We start from the raw sequence: 19720 nt of genomic DNA, 5'->3' as shown, positions 1-19720 counted from the left end.
CTTATTGACCCAACTTCAGGCGAGCAGTCTCGCCACTGGTGAACGGAGCGACATCGACTGGCTGGCCGTTGTAGCTGACCTGAGCGCCGCGGGCAAAGCCCAGGCGTACGGAAAACGGTGGTTTGCCATTGACCGCCAGGCTGTCGCCTTTGCGTTTGAGACCGCTGAACAGCACCTTGCCGCTACCGTCGGTCACTTGTGTCCAGCAATCAGAGGTGAACTGCACCTGAACCTGGCCTTGACCGGCCACCGGTGCGGCTGCGGCTGGAGCAGGAGCAGGAGCCTGAGCGACTACCGGTGCAGTCACCGCAGGAACCGGGACGGCAGCCGCTGCCGGAGCCGGATTTGCCGGGGTCACCGGCGCTGCGACAACGGGCGCGGGGGTATGAGCGGGTGCGGCTGGTGTGGTCGGCGTTGCCGGGGTGGCCGGCGTTGTCACTTGAGCCTGTTCCGGTGCTTCAGCCGGAGCCTCGGCCTGCGGCAACGCGAGAGCGGTTCCGCCTTCGGTCTGACCTTCCACGACGGCCTGGTCTTCCGGCTCGTCCAGCGGATGAATCTGTGTGGTACCGTCGGCCCCTTCGACTTCTACGTGTTCCGGAGTCAGACCGATCAGGTCCTTGGTGCGCATCGAGGTCTGATCCTGCCACCAGACGAAACCGCCACCAATCACCGCTACCAGCAACAGCAGGCTGACGACTCGCAAAATGGTGTGGGAAACCCGGACCGGCTCTTCAATACGACCCAGGCTGTGAACATTGCTGCCCTGGGAGTCGGTACCGGTGGATTGATCGAATTGCTGGACTAGAACGGCCTGGTCCATGCCGAGCAACTTGGCATAGGCGCGAATATAACCACGGGCAAAGGTATGCCCAGGCAGCTTGTCGAAAGCGCCGGCTTCCAGATTGCTCAAGGAAGTGGTGGTGAGGTTGAGCTTGAGGGCCACTTCGGCCAGCGACCAGCCATTGCTTTCGCGGGCCTGGCGCAAAGTCTCACCGGGGTTAACGCGATTCGCTGCTACAACTTCGGGATGCGCCGCTTTCATCATTGCTCCGACAGGTATTGCTGATATTCCGGCGTACCGGGATAGAGTCTTTTTAGTTGCAGGCCTTTACTTGCAGCCTTGTCGCGATCTTCGAACACGTTTGCCAGCCGAACGCCGAGCAATAGACTACGTGCATTTTGCTCGGAGAGCTGGCTGAAACGGTCGTAATAATCTCGCGCGGGCACATAATGCCTGTCTTCGTAAGACAACTCAGCCATTTCCAGCAATGCACGAGGTTGTTGCCGGTTCAGGCGCAGGGCTTTTTCCAGTTGCTGCAGGGCCAGATCACGCTGGCCGAGCATCGCAGCGGTCATGCCCAGGTTCTCGAACACCCGCGAACGCTCAGGATACAGCGTATCGGCAGCCGCTTGTTCAAAGCGCTCGTAGGCTTGCGTGTAACGTTTTTGCTCGAAAAGAAAGCTGCCGTAGTTATTGAGGATTCGTGCGTCGCCCGGACGGGAAGACAGCGCCTTGCGAAAATGCTCGTCAGCAAGTTCCGGCTCCATCTCGGCCTGGAACACCAGCCCCAGCGCCGCGTTGGCATCAGGGTCGGAGCCATCGAGTTCCAGGGCTTTTCTCAGCGGAACCTTGGCGCGCTCGGTCATGCCTTGTTGCAAATACCCGATACCGAGTTGCACATACGCCTCACGCGCTTCATCACGGCCCTTGCTGGTCTTCATCGGGTTGTAATCACCCGAAAGCACGCAGCCAGCACACAGGCTGGCCAACAGCAAAAGCAGCGCAAAGCGCAGGGACATAGAGATCCTCTCTTAATTGTTGTTCGCAGTGCTCGAAGCAACATCGCTGTCGGCGTTCAATTCACGCACGGCGATATAACGTTCGCTGCGACGGGTGCGATCCAGCACCTGCCCTACCAATTGACCACAGGCGGCGTCGATGTCTTCACCACGGGTGGTGCGGACGGTGACGTTGAAACCGGCATGATGAAGCTGATCCTGGAAGCGACGAATGGCGTTGTTGCTCGGACGCTCGTACCCGGAATGCGGGAACGGGTTGAACGGGATCAGGTTGATCTTGCACGGGATGTTCTTTAGCAGCTCGATCATTTCCACTGCGTGCTCAAGCTTGTCGTTGACGTCCTTGAGCAAGGTGTACTCGATGGTCAGCACACGCTTTTCGCCCAGGGACGACATGTAGCGCTGGCACGACTCGAGCAGCATCTTAAGCGGATACTTCTTGTTGATCGGCACCAATTGGTTACGCAATGCGTCATTCGGTGCGTGCAGGGACAACGCCAGGGAGACGTCGATGTGCTTGGAGAGCTCATCGATCATCGGCACCACGCCGGAGGTCGACAGGGTCACGCGGCGCTTGGAAATGCCGTAGCCCAGGTCGTCCATCATCAGATGCATGGCCGCGACGACGTTGTCGAAGTTCAGCAGCGGCTCACCCATGCCCATCATCACCACGTTGGTGATGGCACGGTCGACGGTTGCCGGGACGCTGCCAAAGGATTTGTTGGCAATCCACACCTGGCCGATGACTTCGGCGGCGGTGAGGTTGCTGTTGAAGCCTTGCTTGCCGGTGGAGCAGAAACTGCAATCCAGGGCACAGCCTGCCTGGGACGAAACGCACAAGGTGCCGCGTTTGCCCTGGGGAATGTACACGGTCTCGACGCAGCTGCCGGACGCCACGCGCACCACCCACTTGCGGGTGCCGTCGCTGGAGATGTCCTCGCTGACCACTTCCGGACCACGGACCTCAGCAACAGCCTTGAGCTTTTCGCGCAAGGCCTTGCTGACGTTCGTCATGGCATCGAAATCATCGACACCAAAGTGGTGAATCCATTTCATTACCTGACCGGCACGGAAACGCTTCTCCCCGATTGAGTCGAAGAATTTTTCCATTTCCTGTTGAGTCAGACCCAGCAGGTTAGTTTTTACAGTCGATGTAGTCATGGATTCACCTTCACTCTTAAGCCAATGCTTAGCGAGTGGTTACTTCAGTAGCTGCGAAGAAGTACGAGATTTCGCGAGCGGCAGCGGCTTCGGAGTCCGAACCGTGTACGGCGTTGGCGTCGATGGAGTCAGCGAAGTCAGCGCGGATGGTGCCGGCAGCAGCTTCTTTAGGGTTGGTAGCGCCCATCAGCTCACGGTTCAGAGCGATAGCGTTTTCGCCTTCCAGAACCTGAACGACAACCGGACCGGAGATCATGAAAGCAACCAGGTCGTTGAAGAAGCCACGAGCGCTGTGCTCAGCGTAGAAGCCTTCGGCTTCGGCTTTGGACAGCTGCTTCAGTTTCGAAGCTACAACGCGCAGGCCAGCTTTTTCGAAACGAGTGGTGATCTCGCCGATCACGTTTTTAGCAACGGCGTCAGGCTTGATGATGGAGAAAGTACGTTGAACAGCCATGGTGTAACTCCAGAAACGGTAATTTACGAAAAATTAAACCCGCGAATTATACGCGGGTTCTCGGGTATTGCCTAACCTGCGGCGTGGCTCAATCGCGTTCTTCGATCCAGTGGGCCTGAATGGCCTCCAGGATCTTTTCGCCACAATGCTCAGGCATATCGTCGAAATCGGGCAATTCCATTACCCATTTGCGCAGATCGACGAAGTTGACCGACATAGGGTCCACGTCGGGCTTGCTTTCAGCCAGCTGGATCGCGATCTCCAGCACATCAGTCCACTTGAGTTTCATGACAATTCCTTGAATCAATGCGGCGCTTCGGCGGCGTGGTTGAGCGAGTACTTCGGAATTTCGACCGTCAGGTCTTCGGTACCGACCTTGGCCTGGCACCCCAGGCGGGACTCGCGCTCAAGACCCCAGGCTTTATCAAGGTAGTCTTCTTCCAGCTCGTCGGCTTCTTCCAGCGAGTCAAAACCCTCACGGATGATGCAGTGGCAGGTGGTGCAGGCGCAGACGCCGCCACAGGCGCTTTCCATCTCGATGTGGTGCTCATGAGCCAGTTCGAGGATGGAAACCCCCGTCTCAGCCTCAACAACCATGCCTTCGGGGCAAAACTTCTCGTGTGGCAGAAAAATGACCTGCGGCATCGTTATTCCTCAATCTCATTCAGGTTGCGCCCCGCCAGCGCGGCTTTCACCGTCGAGTCCAGGCGGCGGGCAGCAAAGGCGTCGGTCACTTGCGACAGACGCTTGGTCTGCTGCTCGATGGCGTAACCATCGGTACCTTTCATCAGTTCATTCAGTTCCTGCACCTGCGCATCGATGACCATGCGTTCCTCGGCGTCGAGCAAGCGCTCGCCATCGGCCTCCAGAGCGGCCTGCACGGCTTCGATCAGGCGCTGGGCGTCGACCTGCTGTTCGCGCAGTACACGGGCAACCTTGTCGTCATTGGCGTGCTGGAACGAGTCCTTGAGCATTTTGGCGATTTCGCCGTCGGTCAGGCCGTAGGACGGCTTGACCTGAATGCTGGCTTCGACGCCCGAACCCAGTTCGCGAGCGGAAACACTGAGCAGACCGTCGGCGTCGACCTGGAAGGTCACGCGAATCTTCGCCGCACCCGCCACCATTGCCGGGATACCGCGCAATTCGAAGCGCGCCAGGGAGCGGCAGTCGCTGATCAGCTCGCGCTCGCCCTGCAACACGTGGATCGCCATGGCCGACTGGCCGTCTTTATACGTGGTGAAATCCTGGGCGCGGGCGACAGGGATGGTGGTGTTGCGCGGAATCACCTTCTCCATCAGGCCGCCCATGGTTTCCAGGCCCAGGGACAGCGGAATCACGTCGAGCAGCAGCAGTTCGCCACCATCGCGCTTGTTACCGGCCAGGGTATCAGCCTGGATCGCAGCACCAATGGCGACCACTTGATCCGGGTCGATTTCAGTCAGGGGCTGGCGACCGAAGGCTTCGGCGACGGCTTCGCGAACGCGAGGTACGCGAGTCGAACCACCGACCATGACCACGGCGTGCACGTCTTCCAGCTCAATACCGGAATCACGCACCGCACGACGGCAGGCCTTGAGGCTGCGTGCGACCATCGGCTCGATCAGCGCATTGAAGGCTTCACGGGTCAGCTCGGCTTTCCACTCGCCATAGGCGACTTCAACGGCAGGCGCATTGGTCAGGGCTTCCTTGGCCGCACAGGCGGTTTGCAACAAGTTGCGCTGCGCACCTGGATCGAGGTCGGCGGACAGGCCCGCGCTCTCGATGATCCAGCCAGCGATCGCGTGGTCGAAGTCATCGCCGCCCAGGGCGCTGTCGCCGCCGGTGGCCAGGACTTCGAAGACACCGCCGGTCAGGCGCAGAATCGAAATATCGAAGGTACCGCCGCCCAGGTCGTAAATGGCGACCAGGCCTTCGGCATGCTGATCCAGACCATAGGCCACAGCGGCAGCGGTCGGCTCATTGAGCAAACGCAGCACATTCAGGCCGGCCAGCTTGGCCGCATCCTTGGTGGCTTGACGTTGAGCGTCATCGAAATAGGCCGGAACGGTGATCACCGCCCCCACCAGCTCACCGCCCAGGGTCGCTTCCGCGCGCTGGCGCAGGACCTTGAGGATATCGGCGGACACTTCGACCGGGCTTTTCGGGCCCTGGATCGTGTCGATGAACGGCATGTGCGACTCGCCGCCGACAAAGCGGTAGGGCAGTTGCTCGCCCAGCTGCTTGACGTCGGACAGACCACGACCCATCAAGCGCTTGACCGACAGCACGGTGTTCAAGGGATCGGTGGCGGCAGCCAGCTTGGCGGATTCGCCAACCTCGACGCGATCGGCGTGATAGCGCACGGCAGACGGCAGGATGACCCGCCCTTGCGCGTCAGCCAGAGGCTCGGAAAGTCCACTGCGCAATGCAGCGACCAGCGAATTGGTAGTGCCCAAGTCGATCCCCACAGCCAGACGACGCTGGTGCGGTTGAGGACTTTGGCCGGGTTCGGCGATCTGCAGTAGGGCCATCGTTATCAGGACTTATCTGTATATCAGGCGTGCGACCGGAGCGGCACTGGGTTAGTCGTCGAGGCGCTCTTCTAACTGGCGCACTTCGTAGGTGAGCTTGTCGAGGAACTGCATGCGCCGCATCAGGCGTTCGGCCCGTTCACGTTGCGCGGCATCGTTCCAGCAAGCTGCGAAGCTTTGGTTCAGTTCATCCTGGGCAGCCTTCAGGCGACGCTTGAAGACGGCAACGCCATTGAGGTCGGCGCTGTCCTGCAGGTCTTCGAGCTCTTCACGCAGCTCCATCTGCTGCAGAAGGAACTCCGGATCATGCACCGTGACCTCCAGCGGCAGCTCGCCACCATTCAAGGCGAGCAGGTAACGCGCGCGCTTGGGTGGACTCTTGAGCGTCTGATAGGCCTCGTTGAGGCTCGCGGATTGCTCCAGCGCCAGCCGCTGCTCGCGCTCGGAAGCGTCTGCAAAGCGGTCCGGATGAACGCCGCGCGCCAACTCACGGTAGCGCGTAGCCAGCTGATCGAGATCCAGATCGAAACTCGGTTGCAGCTCGAATAAAGCGAAATGACAAGGAGTACCCACGACAAGCCTCAGATGTTGAAGCTTTCGCCGCAGCCACATTCACCGCGCACGTTGGGGTTGTTGAACTTGAAGCCTTCGTTCAACCCTTCCTTGACGAAATCGAGCTCGGTGCCGTCCAGGTAGGCCAGGCTTTTCGGGTCGATAATCACTTTTTCGCCGTGACTTTCGAACACCTGGTCCTCAGCAACCACCTCGTCGACAAACTCCAGCACGTAGGCAAGGCCGGAACAGCCCGTGGTGCGAACACCCAGACGAATCCCTTCACCCTTGCCGCGCCCGTCGAGGGAGCGTCGCACGTGCTTGGCCGCCGCTTCTGTCATGCTGATAGCCATCGTTGACTCCTTACTCGTCGCCAAATGCTTAGATCAAGCCTTTCTTCTGCTTGTAGTCGCGAACAGCCGCCTTGATAGCGTCTTCAGCGAGTACCGAGCAGTGGATTTTCACTGGCGGCAGGGCCAGTTCTTCAGCCAGCTGGGTGTTCTTGATGGTTTCCGCTTCGTCCAGGGTCTTGCCCTTCATCCACTCGGTAGCGAGGGAGCTGGATGCGATAGCCGAACCGCAGCCGTAAGTCTTGAACTTGGCATCTTCGATGATGCCGGCGTCGTTGACCTTGATCTGCAGGCGCATCACGTCGCCGCACGCCGGAGCGCCGACCATGCCGGTGCCGACATCAGGATCTTCCGCGTCCATCTTGCCGACGTTGCGCGGGTTTTCGTAGTGGTCGATGACCTTTTCGCTGTAAGCCATGATTCTCAATCCTCACTCATCAGGGCCGCTCTTGAGACCCTGTAGTTGCGCTGCATTTACCGCCGCGCTGCTACAGGACCTGTATCCGGCGGCTTCTATAGTTAGTGTGCCGCCCACTCGATCTTCGAGATATCGACGCCGTCTTTGTACATGTCCCACAGCGGCGACAGAGCGCGCAGCTTGGTTACGGCCTCGCAGACTTTCTGCGCGGCGTAGTCGATTTCTTCTTCGGTGGTGAAACGACCGAAGGTGAAGCGGATCGAGCTGTGAGCCAGTTCGTCGTTGCGGCCCAGGGCGCGCAGTACGTACGAAGGCTCAAGGGATGCCGAGGTGCAGGCCGAACCGGACGAAACCGCCAGATCCTTGAGCGCCATGATCAGCGACTCGCCTTCAACGTAGTTGAAACTCAGGTTCAGGTTGTGCGGAACGCGAGCGGTCAGGCTGCCGTTGACGTACAGCTCTTCCAGGTGCTCTACCTGCTTGTAGAAACGGTCGCTCAACGCCTTGATGCGTGCGTTCTCGGCTGCCATGTCTTCCTTGGCTACGCGGAAAGCTTCACCCATGCCGACGATCTGGTGGGTCGCCAGGGTGCCGGAACGCATGCCACGCTCGTGGCCGCCACCGTGCATGGTCGCTTCGATACGCACGCGCGGCTTGCGGCTTACGTACAGGGCGCCGATGCCTTTAGGACCGTAGGTCTTGTGGGCGGAGAACGACATCATGTCGACTTTCAGCTTCTGCAGGTCGATCTCGACCTTGCCAGTGGACTGAGCGGCATCGACGTGAAACAGGATGCCCTTGGAACGGAGCAGTTCGCCGATCGCTGCGATGTCGTTGATGGTGCCGATTTCGTTGTTCACGTGCATGACCGAAACCAGGATGGTGTCGTCGCGCAGTTCGGCTTCGATCATCTCAGGCGTTACCAGACCATCGGTGCGAGGCTCGATGTAGGTCACTTCGAAACCTTCACGCTCCAGCTGGCGCATGGTATCCAGGACAGCCTTGTGCTCGATCTTGGTGGTGATCAGGTGCTTGCCTTTGGTGGCGTAGAAATGTGCCGCACCCTTGATTGCCAGGTTGTCGGATTCGGTGGCACCGGAGGTCCAGACGATTTCACGCGGGTCGGCGTTGACCAGGTCGGCCACCTGACGACGGGCGTTTTCAACGGACTCTTCAGCTTTCCAGCCGAACACGTGGGAACGGGACGCCGGGTTACCGAAGTTTCCGTCGACCAGCAGGCATTCACTCATCTTTTGCGCGACACGCGGATCAACCGGGGTGGTCGCAGAGTAATCAAGGTAAATCGGCAATTTCATGGACTATCTCCTAAATCAGGCTGGCTGGCGTGCCGCTAGCTCTTTGGCTGTCATTCGACGGCGGACGCTTCAATCTTGTCCAGGCGTGGCACCTTGCTGTTGCAACGGCGCTGGTCCTGACGCTGGGCTACTTCCTGCACCTCACGGCGAGTTACAAGGTCAGCCAAGCTGATACCGCTCAGAAATTCGTGAATCTGCAGGCTCAGGTCGCACCACAAGTGGTGGGTCAGGCAGGTGTCGCCTTGATGGCAATCACCTTGGCCCTGGCATTTGGTGGCATCGACCGATTCGTTCACCGCATCGATCACCTGGGCGACCTGGATGCCCTGCATGTCGCGGGACAATTGGTAGCCACCGCCCGGACCACGCACGCTGGACACCAGATTGCTGCGGCGCAATTTGGCAAAAAGCTGTTCGAGGTAGGACAGGGAGATGCCTTGGCGCTCGGAGATATCGGCCAGGGACACGGGCCCGTGCTGCGCGTGCAACGCCAGGTCAAGCATGGCGGTCACGGCGTATCGGCCTTTTGTAGTCAGTCGCATGGACAATTACCACGGAGTTCGGAATGAGGCGAGTATGCAATTCCCTAGTATTTAAGTCAACTATAAGACCTAGTACTTTAGTCAGGATTACCCGCAAAAGAGCGGGCGCATCATAGCAAAGGCTGGGCGTGTATCACCAGTAAATGCGCGTTATCGTTCTTCGCGAGCAGGCCCGCTCCCACAGGGGCGATGAACATCCTGTGGGAGCGGGCTTGCTCGCGAAGGGAGCGGCGCGATCTAGCTGGCCTGACTCTGATCCTTGTCCTTCACACAGGCGAAATCTTCTTCGCGCAGCTCAGGCAGATCTTTCGCACAGTAATTACTGCCCAGATCCTTCAACGCCCCGCACATCCCCTCCAGTCGACCATCGACCGCCTGCAGGTGATCGAGCAATTGGTTGATGGCGCGAGCCACCGGGTCAGGCATGTCTTCAGTCACGCCGTAGGCATCAAAACCGATCTTCTCGGCCATGGCCTTGCGCTTGGCATCCTGCTCTTCGTCGGATTTGACGATGATCCGCCCCGGAATCCCGACCACAGTCGCACCCGGCGGCACTTCCTTGGTCACGACAGCATTGGAACCCACCTTGGCACCGGCACCGACAGTGAACGGGCCGAGCACCTTCGCACCCGCCCCGACCACCACGCCATCACCCAGGGTCGGGTGACGCTTGCCCTTGTTCCAGCTGGTACCGCCCAGGGTCACGCCCTGGTAAATAGTGACGTCGTCGCCGATCTCGGCGGTTTCACCGATGACAATGCCCATGCCATGGTCGATGAAAAAACGACGACCGACCTTGGCCCCCGGATGGATCTCGATCCCGGTCAGCCAGCGACCAAAGTTCGACACCAGCCGCGCCAGCCACTTCAGGTCCGCGCGCCACAGCATCGCCGACAAACGGTGAATCCAGATGGCGTGCATGCCGGGGTAGCAGGTCAGGACTTCAAAAGCGTTACGCGCCGCCGGGTCTCGATGGAATACGCTCTGGATATCTTCACGCAAACGCTCAAACATCATTAATCCTTCCGCTTTAGAAGCTCACCACGGGCCGCTTTCTGGGTTTCCGTGAGGATGCCACGCAAAATATTCATTTCCGCCCGGCTGACCGAGCTGCGTCCGTACAACCGGCGCAGGCGCGCCATCAAGTGCCGTGGCTTTTCCGGATCGAGGAATTCGATGGCCACCAGGGTTTGCTCCAGGTGTTCATAGAATCGCTCCAGCTCGTCCATGGTCGCCAGCTCAGCGCTCTTAACCGAAGCCACCTCTTCCTTCTCGACCTTGCTTGGCTGGCCCTGGGCCGCCAACCAGGACATGCGCACTTCATAGCTCAACACCTGCACCGCCGCCCCAAGGTTCAGCGAACTGAACTCAGGGTCGGATGGGATGTGCACGTGATAATGACATCGCTGCAGCTCTTCGTTGGTCAGGCCGGAATCTTCACGACCGAACACCAGGGCGATTTCCGCGCCCTGCCCCGCTTCCTCGACCACCTTCGTTCCGCATTCGCGGGGATCGAGCAGCGGCCAGGGAATGCGCCGGTCGCGGGCACTGGTACCCAGCACCAGATTGCAGCCGACCAGGGCATCTTCCAAGGTGGCGACGACTTGCGCGTTTTCAAGGATGTCACCGGCACCGGAAGCACGGGCGTCGGCTTCGTGATGCGGGAACTGACGAGGCTCGACCAGCACCAGCCGCGACAAGCCCATGTTCTTCATGGCACGCGCAGCCCCGCCGATATTGCCCGGATGGCTGGTATTGACCAGGACGACACGAATGTTATGCAGCAAGGGAGGCGCTCTCGAACACGATAATCGGGAGCGGAATCTTACAGCTGAAGCTACCGTTAAGCCATGAAAGCGAACGTCGTCCTTCTCCTGTAGAAACTTTCTGATAGAATGCCCGGCTTTCTTTAACAACCTTAGGTGACACATCCATGCAGCCCATGCTGAATATCGCGCTGCGCGCCGCCCGCAGCGCCAGTGAATTGATCTTCCGCTCCATCGAGCGCCTGGATACCATCAAGGTCGACGAAAAAGACGCCAAGGATTACGTATCCGAGGTGGATCGCGCCGCCGAACAGAAAATCATCGACGCCCTGCGCAAGGCGTACCCGAATCACTCGATCCTGGGTGAAGAGACCGGCATGCACGCCGGCACCGGCATCGAAGGCGAAGAGTACCTGTGGATCATCGATCCGCTGGACGGCACCACCAACTTCCTGCGCGGCATTCCTCACTTCGCTGTCAGCATTGCCTGCAAATACCGCGGTCGCCTAGAGCACGCTGTTGTTCTGGACCCGGTTCGCCAGGAAGAATTCACCGCCAGCCGTGGTCGCGGCGCTCAACTGAACGGTCGTCGCCTGCGCGTCAGCGGTCGCACCAGCCTGGACGGCGCCCTGCTGGGTACCGGCTTCCCGTTCCGTGACGAGCAGATGGACAACCTCGACAACTACCTGGGCATGTTCCGCGCCCTGGTTGGCCAGACTGCCGGCATCCGCCGCGCCGGCTCCGCGAGCCTGGACCTGGCCTACGTAGCTGCCGGCCGTTTCGACGCCTTCTGGGAGTCGGGCCTGTCCGAGTGGGACATGGCCGCTGGCGCCCTGCTGATCCAGGAAGCAGGCGGCCTGGTGAGCGACTTCACCGGCGGTCACGACTTCCTCGAGAAAGGCCACGTCGTTGCCGGCAACACCAAATGTTTCAAGGCAGTTTTGACGGCGATCCAGCCGCACCTGCCGGCCTCGCTGAAGCGCTAAGCTTCCCGCGACAGAAAAAGCACCCTTCGGGGTGCTTTTTTTTGCCTGGAATTCACCCCTCAAAAACACCACAACCCTCTGTAGGAGCGAGCCTGCTCGCGATGGTGGTCAACGATAACGCGGGAGTTCTGGAAGAACGCGGCGTCCTCGGATTTTTCGCGAGCAGGCTCGCTCCTACAGGGGGTTGCGGTGCTGCATAAATCCCGGGCACAAAAAAAGCACCCCGCAGGGTGCTTCTTTTTTATCCAGATCACTGACCTTGCTGATTCTCCGACAGGATCAACTTGCCTTCCTTGTCCACCGGAATCTGGTTGCCCGGATCACGATCCATGCGCACCTTGCCTTCCTTGCCGTCCAGCGAATACCGCACGTCGTAACCTACAACCTTGTCACTGATGTCGTTGACCGTGTTGCAGCGGGTCTGGGTCGTGGTGTAGGTATCACGCTCCTGCATACCTTCCTGCACCTTGTTGCCGGCATAACCACCACCGACAGCACCCGCGACCGTGGCGATCTTCTTGCCGGTGCCGCCACCGACCTGGTTACCCAGCAAACCACCTGCCAATGCACCGACCACAGTACCGGCGATCTGATGTTGATCTTTCACCGGCGCCTGCCGGGTGACAGTTACATCCTTGCACACTTCACGTGGAGTCTTGATTTGTGTCTTGACCGGCTCAACGGCGAGTACTTGTGCGAACTCAGGACCGCTTTTAACCAGGCTGTAGGTGGCCACAGCGCCCCCGGCAGTCACACCGACAGCACCCAGTACAGCACCAACCAGCATCGACTTGTTCACATGAACCTCCTGGACCATCACATACGGAACATGTCCGCGCTTCTCCCAGCCTTGGAGCACAAAAAAAGGCGCGAGTTCAACTCGCGCCTTTTTTGGACTACACCGCCAGAAGAATTGTCCTTCAAGGACGGTCGTCGACTTCCTTCTCGGTATTGGCAGGAGGAATCAGGTCTTCCGTGCTCAGGTTCAGCCAGATCAGCACCACGTTCGCGATGTAGATCGACGAGTAAGTACCCGCCAGAACACCGATGAACAGGGCGATGGAGAAACCGAACAGGTTGTCGCCGCCGAAGAACAGCAGGGCCGCGATCGCCAGCAAGGTGGAGATAGAAGTCGCCATGGTCCGCAGCAGGGTTTGCGTGGTCGAGATGTTGATGTTCTCGATCAGGCTGGCCTTGCGCAGGACACGGAAGTTCTCACGAACCCGGTCGAATACCACGATGGTGTCGTTGAGCGAGTAACCGATGATCGCCAGTACCGCCGCCAGCACCGTCAGGTCGAAGGTGATCTGGAAGAACGACAGGATACCGATGGTCACGATCACGTCGTGGATCAGGGACACGATCGCACCGATCGCGAACTTCCACTGAAAGCGGAACGCCAGGTAGATCAGGATGCCGCCCAGCGCCATCAGCATGCCGAGGCCGCCCTGGTCGCGCAGCTCTTCACCCACCTGCGGGCCGACGAATTCGACACGCTTGACCGTCGCCGGGTTCTCGCCGCCGACCTTCTGCAAGGCCTCGGCCACCTGGTGACCCAGTTGCGGGTCTTCGCCAGGCATGCGCACCAGCAGGTCGGTGGTTGCACCGAAGTTCTGCACGACAGCGTCATTATAACCGGCGCTCACCAGCTGCTCACGCACCTTGGAGACATCAGCCGGACGCTCGTAGGTCAGCTCGATGAGCGTACCGCCGGTGAAGTCCAGGCCCCAGTTCATGCCCTTGGTGGCGACACTGAACAAGGCCAGCACGGTAAGGAACAATGTGACGCCGAACGCGAAGTTGCGAACGCCCATGAAGTTGATTGTACGTAACATGGCAGCCCCTTAAATCCACAACTTCTTGAAGTCACGACCGCCGAAGATCAGGTTGACCATCGCGCGGGTCACCATGATGGCCGTGAACATCGAGGTAAAGATCCCGAGGGACATGGTCACTGCGAAGCCCTTGACCGGGCCGGTGCCCATGGCAAAGAGGATGCCGCCGACCAGCAAGGTGGTCAGGTTGGCGTCGAGAATCGCGGTGAATGCCCGGCCGAAGCCTTCGTTGATTGCACGCTGCACGGTCATGCCGGCAGCGATCTCTTCACGGATCCGCGAGAAGATCAGCACGTTGGCGTCGACGGCCATACCCATGGTCAATACGATACCGGCGATGCCCGGCAGGGTCAGCGTTGCACCCAGCAGCGACATCAGCGCCAGCAGCATCACCATGTTCACCGCCAGAGCGACGGTGGCGATGAGGCCGAAGAAGCGGTAGATGGCCATGATGAACAGCGAGACGAACAGCATGCCCCACAGCGACGCATCGATACCCTTGGTGATGTTGTCGGCACCCAGGCTTGGACCAATGGTGCGCTCTTCAGCAAAGTACATCGGTGCAGCCAGACCACCGGCACGCAGCAGCAGCGCCAGCTCGGACGACTCGCCCTGGCCGTTCAGGCCGGTAATACGGAACTGGGCACCCAGCGGCGACTGGATGGTCGCCAGGCTGATGATCTTCTTCTCTTCCTTGAAGCTCTGAACCGGCACGTCTTTCTCGACGCCGTTGACCACTTGCTTGGTATAGGTGGTAACCGGACGCTGTTCGATGAAGATCACCGCCATGCTGCGACCGACGTTCGAACGGGTCGCACGGTTCATCAGCTCGCCGCCGTGGCCATCCAGACGGATATTCACTTCTGGCCTGCCGTGCTCGTCGAAGCCGGCCTTGGCGTCAGTCACCTGGTCGCCGGTGATGATCAGGCCGCGCTCGATCAGCGCTGGAGGACGGCCGCCTTCACGGAACTCGAAGGATTCGGAAGTGGCTTTCGAAGCACCAGGCTCAGCGGCCAGACGGAACTCGAGGTTGGCCGTCTTGCCGAGGATACGCTTGGCTTCGGCGGTGTCCTGCACACCCGGCAGCTCAACCACGATGCGGTTGGCGCCCTGGCGCTGGACGATCGGTTCGGCAACACCCAGCTCGTTGACGCGGTTACGTACCGTGGTCAAGTTCTGCTTGATGGAGTATTCGCGGATTTCCGCCAGCTTGGCCGGGGTCATCGCCAGACGCAGCACCGGTTGACCATTGAGGTCGGCCGGAACAATGTCGAAATCGTTGAAGTTCTTGCGGATCAGCACACGGGCCTGTTCACGGCTGTCTTCATCAGCGAAGCCCAGCTGGATGGCACCATTGAGTTGCGGCAGGCTGCGATAGCGCAGCTTTTCTTTACGCAGCAGGCTCTTGACGTCGCCTTCGTAGACTTTCAGGCGTGCATCGAGGGCTTTGTCCATGTCCACTTCCAGCAGGAAGTGCACACCACCGGACAAGTCCAGACCCAGCTTCATCGGGTGCGCAGCGAGGTTGCGCAGCCATTGCGGGGTGGTTTGCGCCAGGTTCAATGCAACGACGTAGTCATCACCCAACGCCTTGCGTACAACGTCCTTGGCCGGCAACTGGTCTTCAGCCTTGGTCAGGCGAATCAGACCACCCTTGCCGCCCTCTGCCAGCGTGGCAGCCTTGACGTTGATCCCGGATTCCTTGAGCGCAGCGCTCACACGATCCAGATCAGCCTGATTGACCTGCAGTGCAGTGCTTGCACCGCTGACCTGAATGGCCGGGTCATCAGGATAAAGATTGGGAGCGGAATAAATCAGACCGACCGCCAGCACCGCCAGGATCAGAATGTATTTCCACAGAGGATATTTGTTCAGCATCACGCCGCCCGTTTATGACGCGGGGCGCCTTGCGCGCCCCGTCGATTGAAAATGAAGTTGAAACTTAGATCGCTTTGAGCGTGCCTTTTGGCAGCGTGGCGGCGATGGCGCCTTTCTGGAACTTCATTTCGACGGTGTCGGAAACTTCCAGAACGACGAAATCGTCGGCCACTTTAGTGATCTTGCCGGCGATGCCGCCGGTGGTCACAACTTCGTCGCCTTTCTGCAGACTGCTCAGCAGGTTTTTCTGCTCTTTGGCGCGCTTGGCCTGTGGACGCCAGATCATCAGGTAGAAGATGACCAGGAAGCCGACCAGGAAAATCCACTCGAAACCACCGCCCATAGGGGCTGCCGCAGGGGCTGCAGCGTCTGCCATGGCATTAGAGATAAAAAAGCTCATTTAGCACTCCAGTTGCAAATGTTGAATCTTGGGGTCAGGAAACTCAGTCCAAAGGCGGAACAGGTAACCCGCGTTTGGCGTAGAAGGCATCGACAAAGGCGGCCAATGTACCCTGTTGAATAGCCTCGCGCAAACCAGCCATAAGCACTTGATAATGACGCAAGTTATGGATGGTATTGAGCATGCTTCCCAGCATTTCGCCGCACTTGTCCAGGTGATGCAGATAAGCGCGGGAGAAGTTCTGGCAGGTATAGCAATCGCAGGTCGGATCGAGCGGCGAATCATCATGGCGATGGAACGCGTTACGGATCTTCAGCACGCCGGTATCGATGAACAGATGCCCATTGCGGGCATTACGGGTTGGCATCACGCAATCGAACATGTCCACACCGCGGCGCACACCCTCAACCAAGTCTTCCGGTTTGCCAACGCCCATAAGGTAACGAGGTTTGTCAGCCGGCATCATGCCCGGCAGGTAATCCAGCACCTTGATCATTTCGTGCTTGGGCTCGCCCACCGACAGGCCGCCGATGGCCAGGCCATCGAAGCCGATCTTGTCCAGGCCTTCCAGGGAGCGCATGCGCAGGTCCTGGTGCATGCCGCCCTGAACGATGCCGAACAGCGCCGCGGTGTTGTCGCCATGGGCTTCTTTCGAACGCTTGGCCCAACGCAGGGACAACTCCATGGAAATACGGGCGACGTCTTCATCAGCCGGGTACGGCGTGCATTCGTCGAAAATCATCACGATGTCGGAGCCCAGGTCACGCTGGACCTGCATCGACTCTTCCGGCCCCATGAACACCTTGGCGCCGTCGACCGGCGAGGCGAAGGTCACGCCCTCCTCCTTGATCTTGCGCATGGCGCCCAGGCTGAACACCTGGAAACCGCCGGAGTCGGTCAGGATCGGGCCTTTCCACTGCATGAAATCGTGCAGGTCGCCGTGCTTCTTGATCACTTCCGTGCCCGGGCGCAGCCACAGGTGGAAGGTGTTGCCCAGAATGATTTCAGCGCCAGTCGCCTCGATATCCCGTGGCAGCATGCCCTTGACCGTGCCGTAGGTGCCCACCGGCATGAAGGCCGGGGTCTCGACGGTACCGCGCGGGAAGGTCAAACGACCGCGACGAGCCTTGCCATCAGTGGCCAGCAGCTCGAAAGACATACGACAGGTGCGACTCATACTGTTTCCTCTGGGCCCGATTCTTTAGGGGCAGTCGGCGCAGGATTACGCGTGATGAACATCGCATCACCGTAGCTGAAAAAGCGGTACCCGTTGTCGACCGCGGCCTTGTAGGCCGCCATGGTCTCGGGATAACCGGCGAACGCCGAAACCAGCATCAACAGCGTGGATTCGGGCAAATGGAAGTTGGTGACCAGGGCATCGACCACATGAAACGGCCGGCCAGGGTAAATGAAAATGTCTGTATCGCCGCTGAACGGCTTGAGCACGCCATCGCGCGCTGCACTTTCCAGCGAGCGCACGCTGGTGGTCCCCACCGCCACCACGCGACCACCGCGCGCGCGGCAGGCGGCAACGGCATCCACCACGTCCTGGCCGACTTCCAGCCATTCGCTGTGCATGTGGTGGTCTTCGATCTTCTCGACCCGCACCGGCTGGAACGTACCCGCGCCCACGTGCAAGGTCACGAACGCCGTCTCGACGCCCTTGGCGGCAATCGCCTCCAGCAGCACCTGATCGAAATGCAGCCCCGCCGTCGGCGCCGCCACCGCGCCCAAACGCTCGGCGTAGACGGTCTGGTAACGCTCGCGGTCGGCACCTTCATCCGGGCGGTCTATATAAGGAGGCAACGGCATGTGCCCGACGCGGTCGAGCAGCGGCAACACCTCCTCAGTGAACCCCAGCTCGAACAACGCATCGTGCCGCGCCAGCATCTCGGCCTCGCCACCGCCGTCGATCAGGATCTTCGACCCAGGCTTGGGCGACTTGCTGGAACGCACATGGGCCAGCACGCGATGACTGTCGAGCACCCGCTCCACCAGGATTTCCAGCTTGCCGCCGGAAGCCTTCTGGCCAAACAGCCGCGCCGGAATCACCCGGGTATTGTTGAACACCATCAAGTCGCCGGGACGCAAATGCTCCAGCAAATCAGTGAATTGACGGTGTGCCAGGGCGCCGCTGACCCCATCCAGGGTCAACAGACGACTATTGCGACGCTCGGCCAAAGGATGGCGGGCAATCAGCGAATCAGGTAGCTCGAAAGTAAAGTCAGCAACGCGCATGATGGGGTTCGTCTAGCAGGGCCGGGAAGTCTAGCGGAATTATCAAAAATTCTCCATGTACCTGATTGACCAGCGGTTATCTCATCTCTATACTTCGCCGCCATTGAGCCCTGATGGCGGAATTGGTAGACGCGGCGGATTCAAAATCCGTTTTCGAAAGGAGTGGGAGTTCGAGTCTCCCTCGGGGCACCAAAATTAAGAAAGGTCTTGCTTAGCAAGGCCTTTTTTTTCGCCCACAGAAAAGCCACCCCTGACACACCGCGAACAACGCACTGACCTGTAGGAGCTGCCGAAGGCTGCGATCTTTTGATCTTGCGTCTCTTCTACCCTCCTCGCCGGAAGAACATTTCACAAGGATTTCCCCCATGGAATTGCACTTGGAAACCGTCGCCCTCTTCTCCCTCAAACTGGCTTATGAAACGGAAGGTCAGAGCCCGATTTTGCGGGATGATTTGGTCATGGGGGATTACCAGCGGGATGTGTTTGAGTTGCTGGTGCGGCGGGGGGATGTTGAGACAATCCAGCAAAAAGTGGACGCGTGCGTGGGCTTGGCAATGGAGGCTCTAGGCGGTGCGGAGAACCCCCTTGGACGAGAGCTAAACAGACTGGCGACTGATTTTAGCAGCGCACAGACGATGGAGCAGCTTGATTCCCCGCTCATGGCACTCAGGGAGTACTTGAAAGCTGTCCAGTGACGGTCCGCTTGTTGGCCAAATGCCTTGGCCGCCATGTGTTGACTAATAGTAAATCTGCCCCCCTTTCTGCAATTAGAATCTGTCGCCGCCCTTTCCGTAGATCACGCGCAAGAAGACGATCCAGCACAAGGACGTCGCGACATAGAACATCGGGGATGTGTCGGCTAAGCCAGGACATGACGATGAGCCAGATGTCTGGTTTGTCGAACATACTTGACAACTGAATTCCCCTTTTTTTTGGGGGGGGACCGAGAATAGGTCCGGCAATTCGCGCCACCCTCATCTACCTGGAGCAAAAAAGGGAACAAGGGCGTGCCAGATACGAAAAAGCCATAGCGATTGTTGAGGCTTTAGAGATGTACAGGGATAAAAAACGCTGCTACGACTATGCATTTCGTCTGCGGAATAACGCCAAATCCTGTCGGACAAATAAAAATGTTGCAACTAAATAAACAAGTGCTGGCGCAAGAGCCAGTAAAGAAACGTCATAGGCCAATGCCAGACTTAAAGCTCCGACAAAAAACGTAAATAGCATTACGGGTAAGCGCACCAGAAATGACAGCACCGTGACCCATTTTTTGTTTGGAGCCCATACCAGTAGAAAGGAAGAAAAAGCCTGTAAAACCATAACAAAAGCAGAGAAGTACGCAACATAAAAAACCACAAAAAACGTAGGAGCTGGTTTTTCCCCCTCATCTACGTTGACGATGGAGCTATAGAGTGAGCCCCATAGCAAAATGACGCCCAACACAAGCAACAATGCTGGGGAAAAATACTTGCAAAACTGCTTAAACATATCTTTCTCCGTCCGTGAATTAT

Annotated in this window: 23 protein-coding genes and 1 tRNA gene; 3 read left to right on the top strand and 21 right to left on the bottom strand. The window is 58.9% G+C overall.

Annotated elements, in window-relative coordinates; genetic code table 11:
* Position 1 precedes the first annotated feature (1 nt).
* The 14 genes from KSS91_RS05540 to trmJ all read right to left on the bottom strand — a co-directional run bounded on the left by KSS91_RS05540 (position 2) and on the right by trmJ (position 10890).
* On the bottom strand, positions 2 to 1042 hold the full coding sequence (locus tag KSS91_RS05540) for a RodZ domain-containing protein (protein ID WP_217837281.1): 1041 nt from the start codon (positions 1040 to 1042) through the stop codon (positions 2 to 4).
* Entirely contained in the window at positions 1042 to 1800 is a 759-nt protein-coding gene (pilW, locus tag KSS91_RS05535) for a type IV pilus biogenesis/stability protein PilW (RefSeq protein WP_217837280.1), read from the bottom strand. Before pilW ends, KSS91_RS05540 begins: the two co-directional genes overlap by 1 nt.
* Before the next feature lie 12 nt (positions 1801 to 1812).
* Positions 1813 to 2961, bottom strand: a complete 1149-nt coding sequence (gene rlmN, locus KSS91_RS05530) for a dual-specificity RNA methyltransferase RlmN (RefSeq protein WP_015093627.1) — start codon at positions 2959 to 2961, stop codon at positions 1813 to 1815.
* A 28-nt stretch (positions 2962 to 2989) separates the two neighbouring features.
* Positions 2990 to 3415, bottom strand: a complete 426-nt coding sequence (ndk, locus tag KSS91_RS05525) for a nucleoside-diphosphate kinase (protein ID WP_007903599.1) — start codon at positions 3413 to 3415, stop codon at positions 2990 to 2992.
* A gap of 88 nt (positions 3416 to 3503) precedes the next feature.
* Positions 3504 to 3704 (bottom strand): Fe-S cluster assembly protein IscX, encoded by a 201-nt coding sequence (gene iscX, locus KSS91_RS05520; protein ID WP_007973999.1) that lies wholly within the window; start codon positions 3702 to 3704, stop codon positions 3504 to 3506.
* 14 nt (positions 3705 to 3718) lie between these two features.
* Positions 3719 to 4060, bottom strand: a complete 342-nt coding sequence (gene fdx / locus KSS91_RS05515) for an ISC system 2Fe-2S type ferredoxin (protein ID WP_015093626.1) — start codon at positions 4058 to 4060, stop codon at positions 3719 to 3721.
* A 2-nt stretch (positions 4061 to 4062) separates the two neighbouring features.
* Positions 4063 to 5925: a Fe-S protein assembly chaperone HscA gene (gene hscA, locus KSS91_RS05510; protein ID WP_217837279.1), complete on the bottom strand. Its 1863-nt coding sequence runs from the start codon at positions 5923 to 5925 to the stop codon at positions 4063 to 4065.
* Positions 5926 to 5976: 51 nt separating this feature from the next.
* Complete coding sequence (gene hscB, locus KSS91_RS05505) at positions 5977 to 6498, bottom strand: co-chaperone HscB (protein WP_007974002.1); 522 nt, start codon at positions 6496 to 6498, stop codon at positions 5977 to 5979.
* Positions 6499 to 6506: 8 nt separating this feature from the next.
* Positions 6507 to 6830, bottom strand: coding sequence for an iron-sulfur cluster assembly protein IscA (iscA, locus tag KSS91_RS05500; protein ID WP_007974004.1), 324 nt, complete (start codon positions 6828 to 6830; stop codon positions 6507 to 6509).
* Between the two features lie 28 nt (positions 6831 to 6858).
* Positions 6859 to 7245 (bottom strand): Fe-S cluster assembly scaffold IscU, encoded by a 387-nt coding sequence (iscU, locus tag KSS91_RS05495; RefSeq protein ID WP_007974006.1) that lies wholly within the window; start codon positions 7243 to 7245, stop codon positions 6859 to 6861.
* A 101-nt stretch (positions 7246 to 7346) separates the two neighbouring features.
* On the bottom strand, positions 7347 to 8561 hold the full coding sequence (locus KSS91_RS05490) for an IscS subfamily cysteine desulfurase (protein ID WP_007974008.1): 1215 nt from the start codon (positions 8559 to 8561) through the stop codon (positions 7347 to 7349).
* A gap of 50 nt (positions 8562 to 8611) precedes the next feature.
* Positions 8612 to 9103, bottom strand: a complete 492-nt coding sequence (gene iscR, locus KSS91_RS05485) for a Fe-S cluster assembly transcriptional regulator IscR (protein ID WP_007974010.1) — start codon at positions 9101 to 9103, stop codon at positions 8612 to 8614.
* A 237-nt stretch (positions 9104 to 9340) separates the two neighbouring features.
* Entirely contained in the window at positions 9341 to 10117 is a 777-nt protein-coding gene (gene cysE / locus KSS91_RS05480; protein WP_007982740.1) for a serine O-acetyltransferase, read from the bottom strand.
* 2 nt (positions 10118 to 10119) lie between these two features.
* Positions 10120 to 10890, bottom strand: coding sequence for a tRNA (cytosine(32)/uridine(32)-2'-O)-methyltransferase TrmJ (gene trmJ / locus KSS91_RS05475; protein ID WP_007974014.1), 771 nt, complete (start codon positions 10888 to 10890; stop codon positions 10120 to 10122).
* Positions 10891 to 11036: 146 nt separating this feature from the next.
* Between trmJ and suhB the strand changes: the two genes are divergently transcribed.
* Entirely contained in the window at positions 11037 to 11855 is an 819-nt protein-coding gene (gene suhB / locus KSS91_RS05470) for a type III secretion system regulator SuhB (protein WP_007974015.1), read from the top strand.
* 250 nt (positions 11856 to 12105) lie between these two features.
* Here suhB and KSS91_RS05465 read toward each other — a convergent pair whose 3' ends face one another.
* From KSS91_RS05465 to queA, 6 genes are all read right to left on the bottom strand, one after another.
* Positions 12106 to 12654 (bottom strand): glycine zipper 2TM domain-containing protein, encoded by a 549-nt coding sequence (locus KSS91_RS05465; protein ID WP_015093622.1) that lies wholly within the window; start codon positions 12652 to 12654, stop codon positions 12106 to 12108.
* A 121-nt stretch (positions 12655 to 12775) separates the two neighbouring features.
* Complete coding sequence (gene secF, locus KSS91_RS05460) at positions 12776 to 13690, bottom strand: protein translocase subunit SecF (RefSeq protein ID WP_015093621.1); 915 nt, start codon at positions 13688 to 13690, stop codon at positions 12776 to 12778.
* A 9-nt stretch (positions 13691 to 13699) separates the two neighbouring features.
* Positions 13700 to 15568 (bottom strand): protein translocase subunit SecD, encoded by a 1869-nt coding sequence (gene secD / locus KSS91_RS05455; protein WP_015093620.1) that lies wholly within the window; start codon positions 15566 to 15568, stop codon positions 13700 to 13702.
* Between the two features lie 64 nt (positions 15569 to 15632).
* A complete protein-coding gene (gene yajC, locus KSS91_RS05450; protein ID WP_007956696.1) occupies positions 15633 to 15968 on the bottom strand; it encodes a preprotein translocase subunit YajC in 336 nt (111 codons plus the stop codon).
* 43 nt (positions 15969 to 16011) lie between these two features.
* A complete protein-coding gene (gene tgt, locus KSS91_RS05445; RefSeq protein ID WP_162130301.1) occupies positions 16012 to 17127 on the bottom strand; it encodes a tRNA guanosine(34) transglycosylase Tgt in 1116 nt (371 codons plus the stop codon).
* Positions 17128 to 17141: 14 nt separating this feature from the next.
* Positions 17142 to 18206, bottom strand: a complete 1065-nt coding sequence (queA, locus tag KSS91_RS05440) for a tRNA preQ1(34) S-adenosylmethionine ribosyltransferase-isomerase QueA (protein WP_217837278.1) — start codon at positions 18204 to 18206, stop codon at positions 17142 to 17144.
* Between the two features lie 107 nt (positions 18207 to 18313).
* Here queA and KSS91_RS05435 point away from each other — a divergent pair.
* Both KSS91_RS05435 and KSS91_RS05430 read left to right on the top strand, forming a co-directional pair.
* A tRNA-Leu gene (locus tag KSS91_RS05435) sits at positions 18314 to 18398 on the top strand.
* A gap of 173 nt (positions 18399 to 18571) precedes the next feature.
* Positions 18572 to 18901, top strand: a complete 330-nt coding sequence (locus KSS91_RS05430) for a hypothetical protein (RefSeq protein WP_217837277.1) — start codon at positions 18572 to 18574, stop codon at positions 18899 to 18901.
* A 385-nt stretch (positions 18902 to 19286) separates the two neighbouring features.
* Here KSS91_RS05430 and KSS91_RS05425 read toward each other — a convergent pair whose 3' ends face one another.
* Positions 19287 to 19697 (bottom strand): hypothetical protein, encoded by a 411-nt coding sequence (locus KSS91_RS05425; RefSeq protein ID WP_217837276.1) that lies wholly within the window; start codon positions 19695 to 19697, stop codon positions 19287 to 19289.
* Between the last annotated feature and the right edge of the window lie 23 nt (positions 19698 to 19720).

Source organism: Pseudomonas azerbaijanorientalis (assembly GCF_019139795.1).
GTDB classification, from domain to species: domain Bacteria; phylum Pseudomonadota; class Gammaproteobacteria; order Pseudomonadales; family Pseudomonadaceae; genus Aquipseudomonas; species Aquipseudomonas laurylsulfatiphila.
Note: the sequence above shows the minus strand (reverse complement) of the source record. Positions and strands in the feature narration are given on the sequence as shown.

What these genes read in the sequence shown, in the direction of transcription:
- KSS91_RS05540 (WP_217837281.1), bottom strand. Translation starts at nt 1,042, where the DNA reads ATGAAAGCGGCGCATCCCGAAGTTGTAGCAGCGAATCGCGTTAACCCC.
- pilW (WP_217837280.1), bottom strand. Translation starts at nt 1,800, where the DNA reads ATGTCCCTGCGCTTTGCGCTGCTTTTGCTGTTGGCCAGCCTGTGTGCT.
- rlmN (WP_015093627.1), bottom strand. Translation starts at nt 2,961, where the DNA reads ATGACTACATCGACTGTAAAAACTAACCTGCTGGGTCTGACTCAACAG.
- ndk (WP_007903599.1), bottom strand. Translation starts at nt 3,415, where the DNA reads ATGGCTGTTCAACGTACTTTCTCCATCATCAAGCCTGACGCCGTTGCT.
- iscX (WP_007973999.1), bottom strand. Translation starts at nt 3,704, where the DNA reads ATGAAACTCAAGTGGACTGATGTGCTGGAGATCGCGATCCAGCTGGCT.
- fdx (WP_015093626.1), bottom strand. Translation starts at nt 4,060, where the DNA reads ATGCCGCAGGTCATTTTTCTGCCACACGAGAAGTTTTGCCCCGAAGGC.
- hscA (WP_217837279.1), bottom strand. Translation starts at nt 5,925, where the DNA reads ATGGCCCTACTGCAGATCGCCGAACCCGGCCAAAGTCCTCAACCGCAC.
- iscA (WP_007974004.1), bottom strand. Translation starts at nt 6,830, where the DNA reads ATGGCTATCAGCATGACAGAAGCGGCGGCCAAGCACGTGCGACGCTCC.
- iscU (WP_007974006.1), bottom strand. Translation starts at nt 7,245, where the DNA reads ATGGCTTACAGCGAAAAGGTCATCGACCACTACGAAAACCCGCGCAAC.
- KSS91_RS05490 (WP_007974008.1), bottom strand. Translation starts at nt 8,561, where the DNA reads ATGAAATTGCCGATTTACCTTGATTACTCTGCGACCACCCCGGTTGAT.
- iscR (WP_007974010.1), bottom strand. Translation starts at nt 9,103, where the DNA reads ATGCGACTGACTACAAAAGGCCGATACGCCGTGACCGCCATGCTTGAC.
- cysE (WP_007982740.1), bottom strand. Translation starts at nt 10,117, where the DNA reads ATGTTTGAGCGTTTGCGTGAAGATATCCAGAGCGTATTCCATCGAGAC.
- suhB (WP_007974015.1), top strand. Translation starts at nt 11,037, where the DNA reads ATGCAGCCCATGCTGAATATCGCGCTGCGCGCCGCCCGCAGCGCCAGT.
- secF (WP_015093621.1), bottom strand. Translation starts at nt 13,690, where the DNA reads ATGTTACGTACAATCAACTTCATGGGCGTTCGCAACTTCGCGTTCGGC.
- secD (WP_015093620.1), bottom strand. Translation starts at nt 15,568, where the DNA reads ATGCTGAACAAATATCCTCTGTGGAAATACATTCTGATCCTGGCGGTG.
- yajC (WP_007956696.1), bottom strand. Translation starts at nt 15,968, where the DNA reads ATGAGCTTTTTTATCTCTAATGCCATGGCAGACGCTGCAGCCCCTGCG.
- tgt (WP_162130301.1), bottom strand. Translation starts at nt 17,127, where the DNA reads ATGTCTTTCGAGCTGCTGGCCACTGATGGCAAGGCTCGTCGCGGTCGT.
- queA (WP_217837278.1), bottom strand. Translation starts at nt 18,206, where the DNA reads ATGCGCGTTGCTGACTTTACTTTCGAGCTACCTGATTCGCTGATTGCC.
- KSS91_RS05430 (WP_217837277.1), top strand. Translation starts at nt 18,572, where the DNA reads ATGGAATTGCACTTGGAAACCGTCGCCCTCTTCTCCCTCAAACTGGCT.
- KSS91_RS05425 (WP_217837276.1), bottom strand. Translation starts at nt 19,697, where the DNA reads ATGTTTAAGCAGTTTTGCAAGTATTTTTCCCCAGCATTGTTGCTTGTG.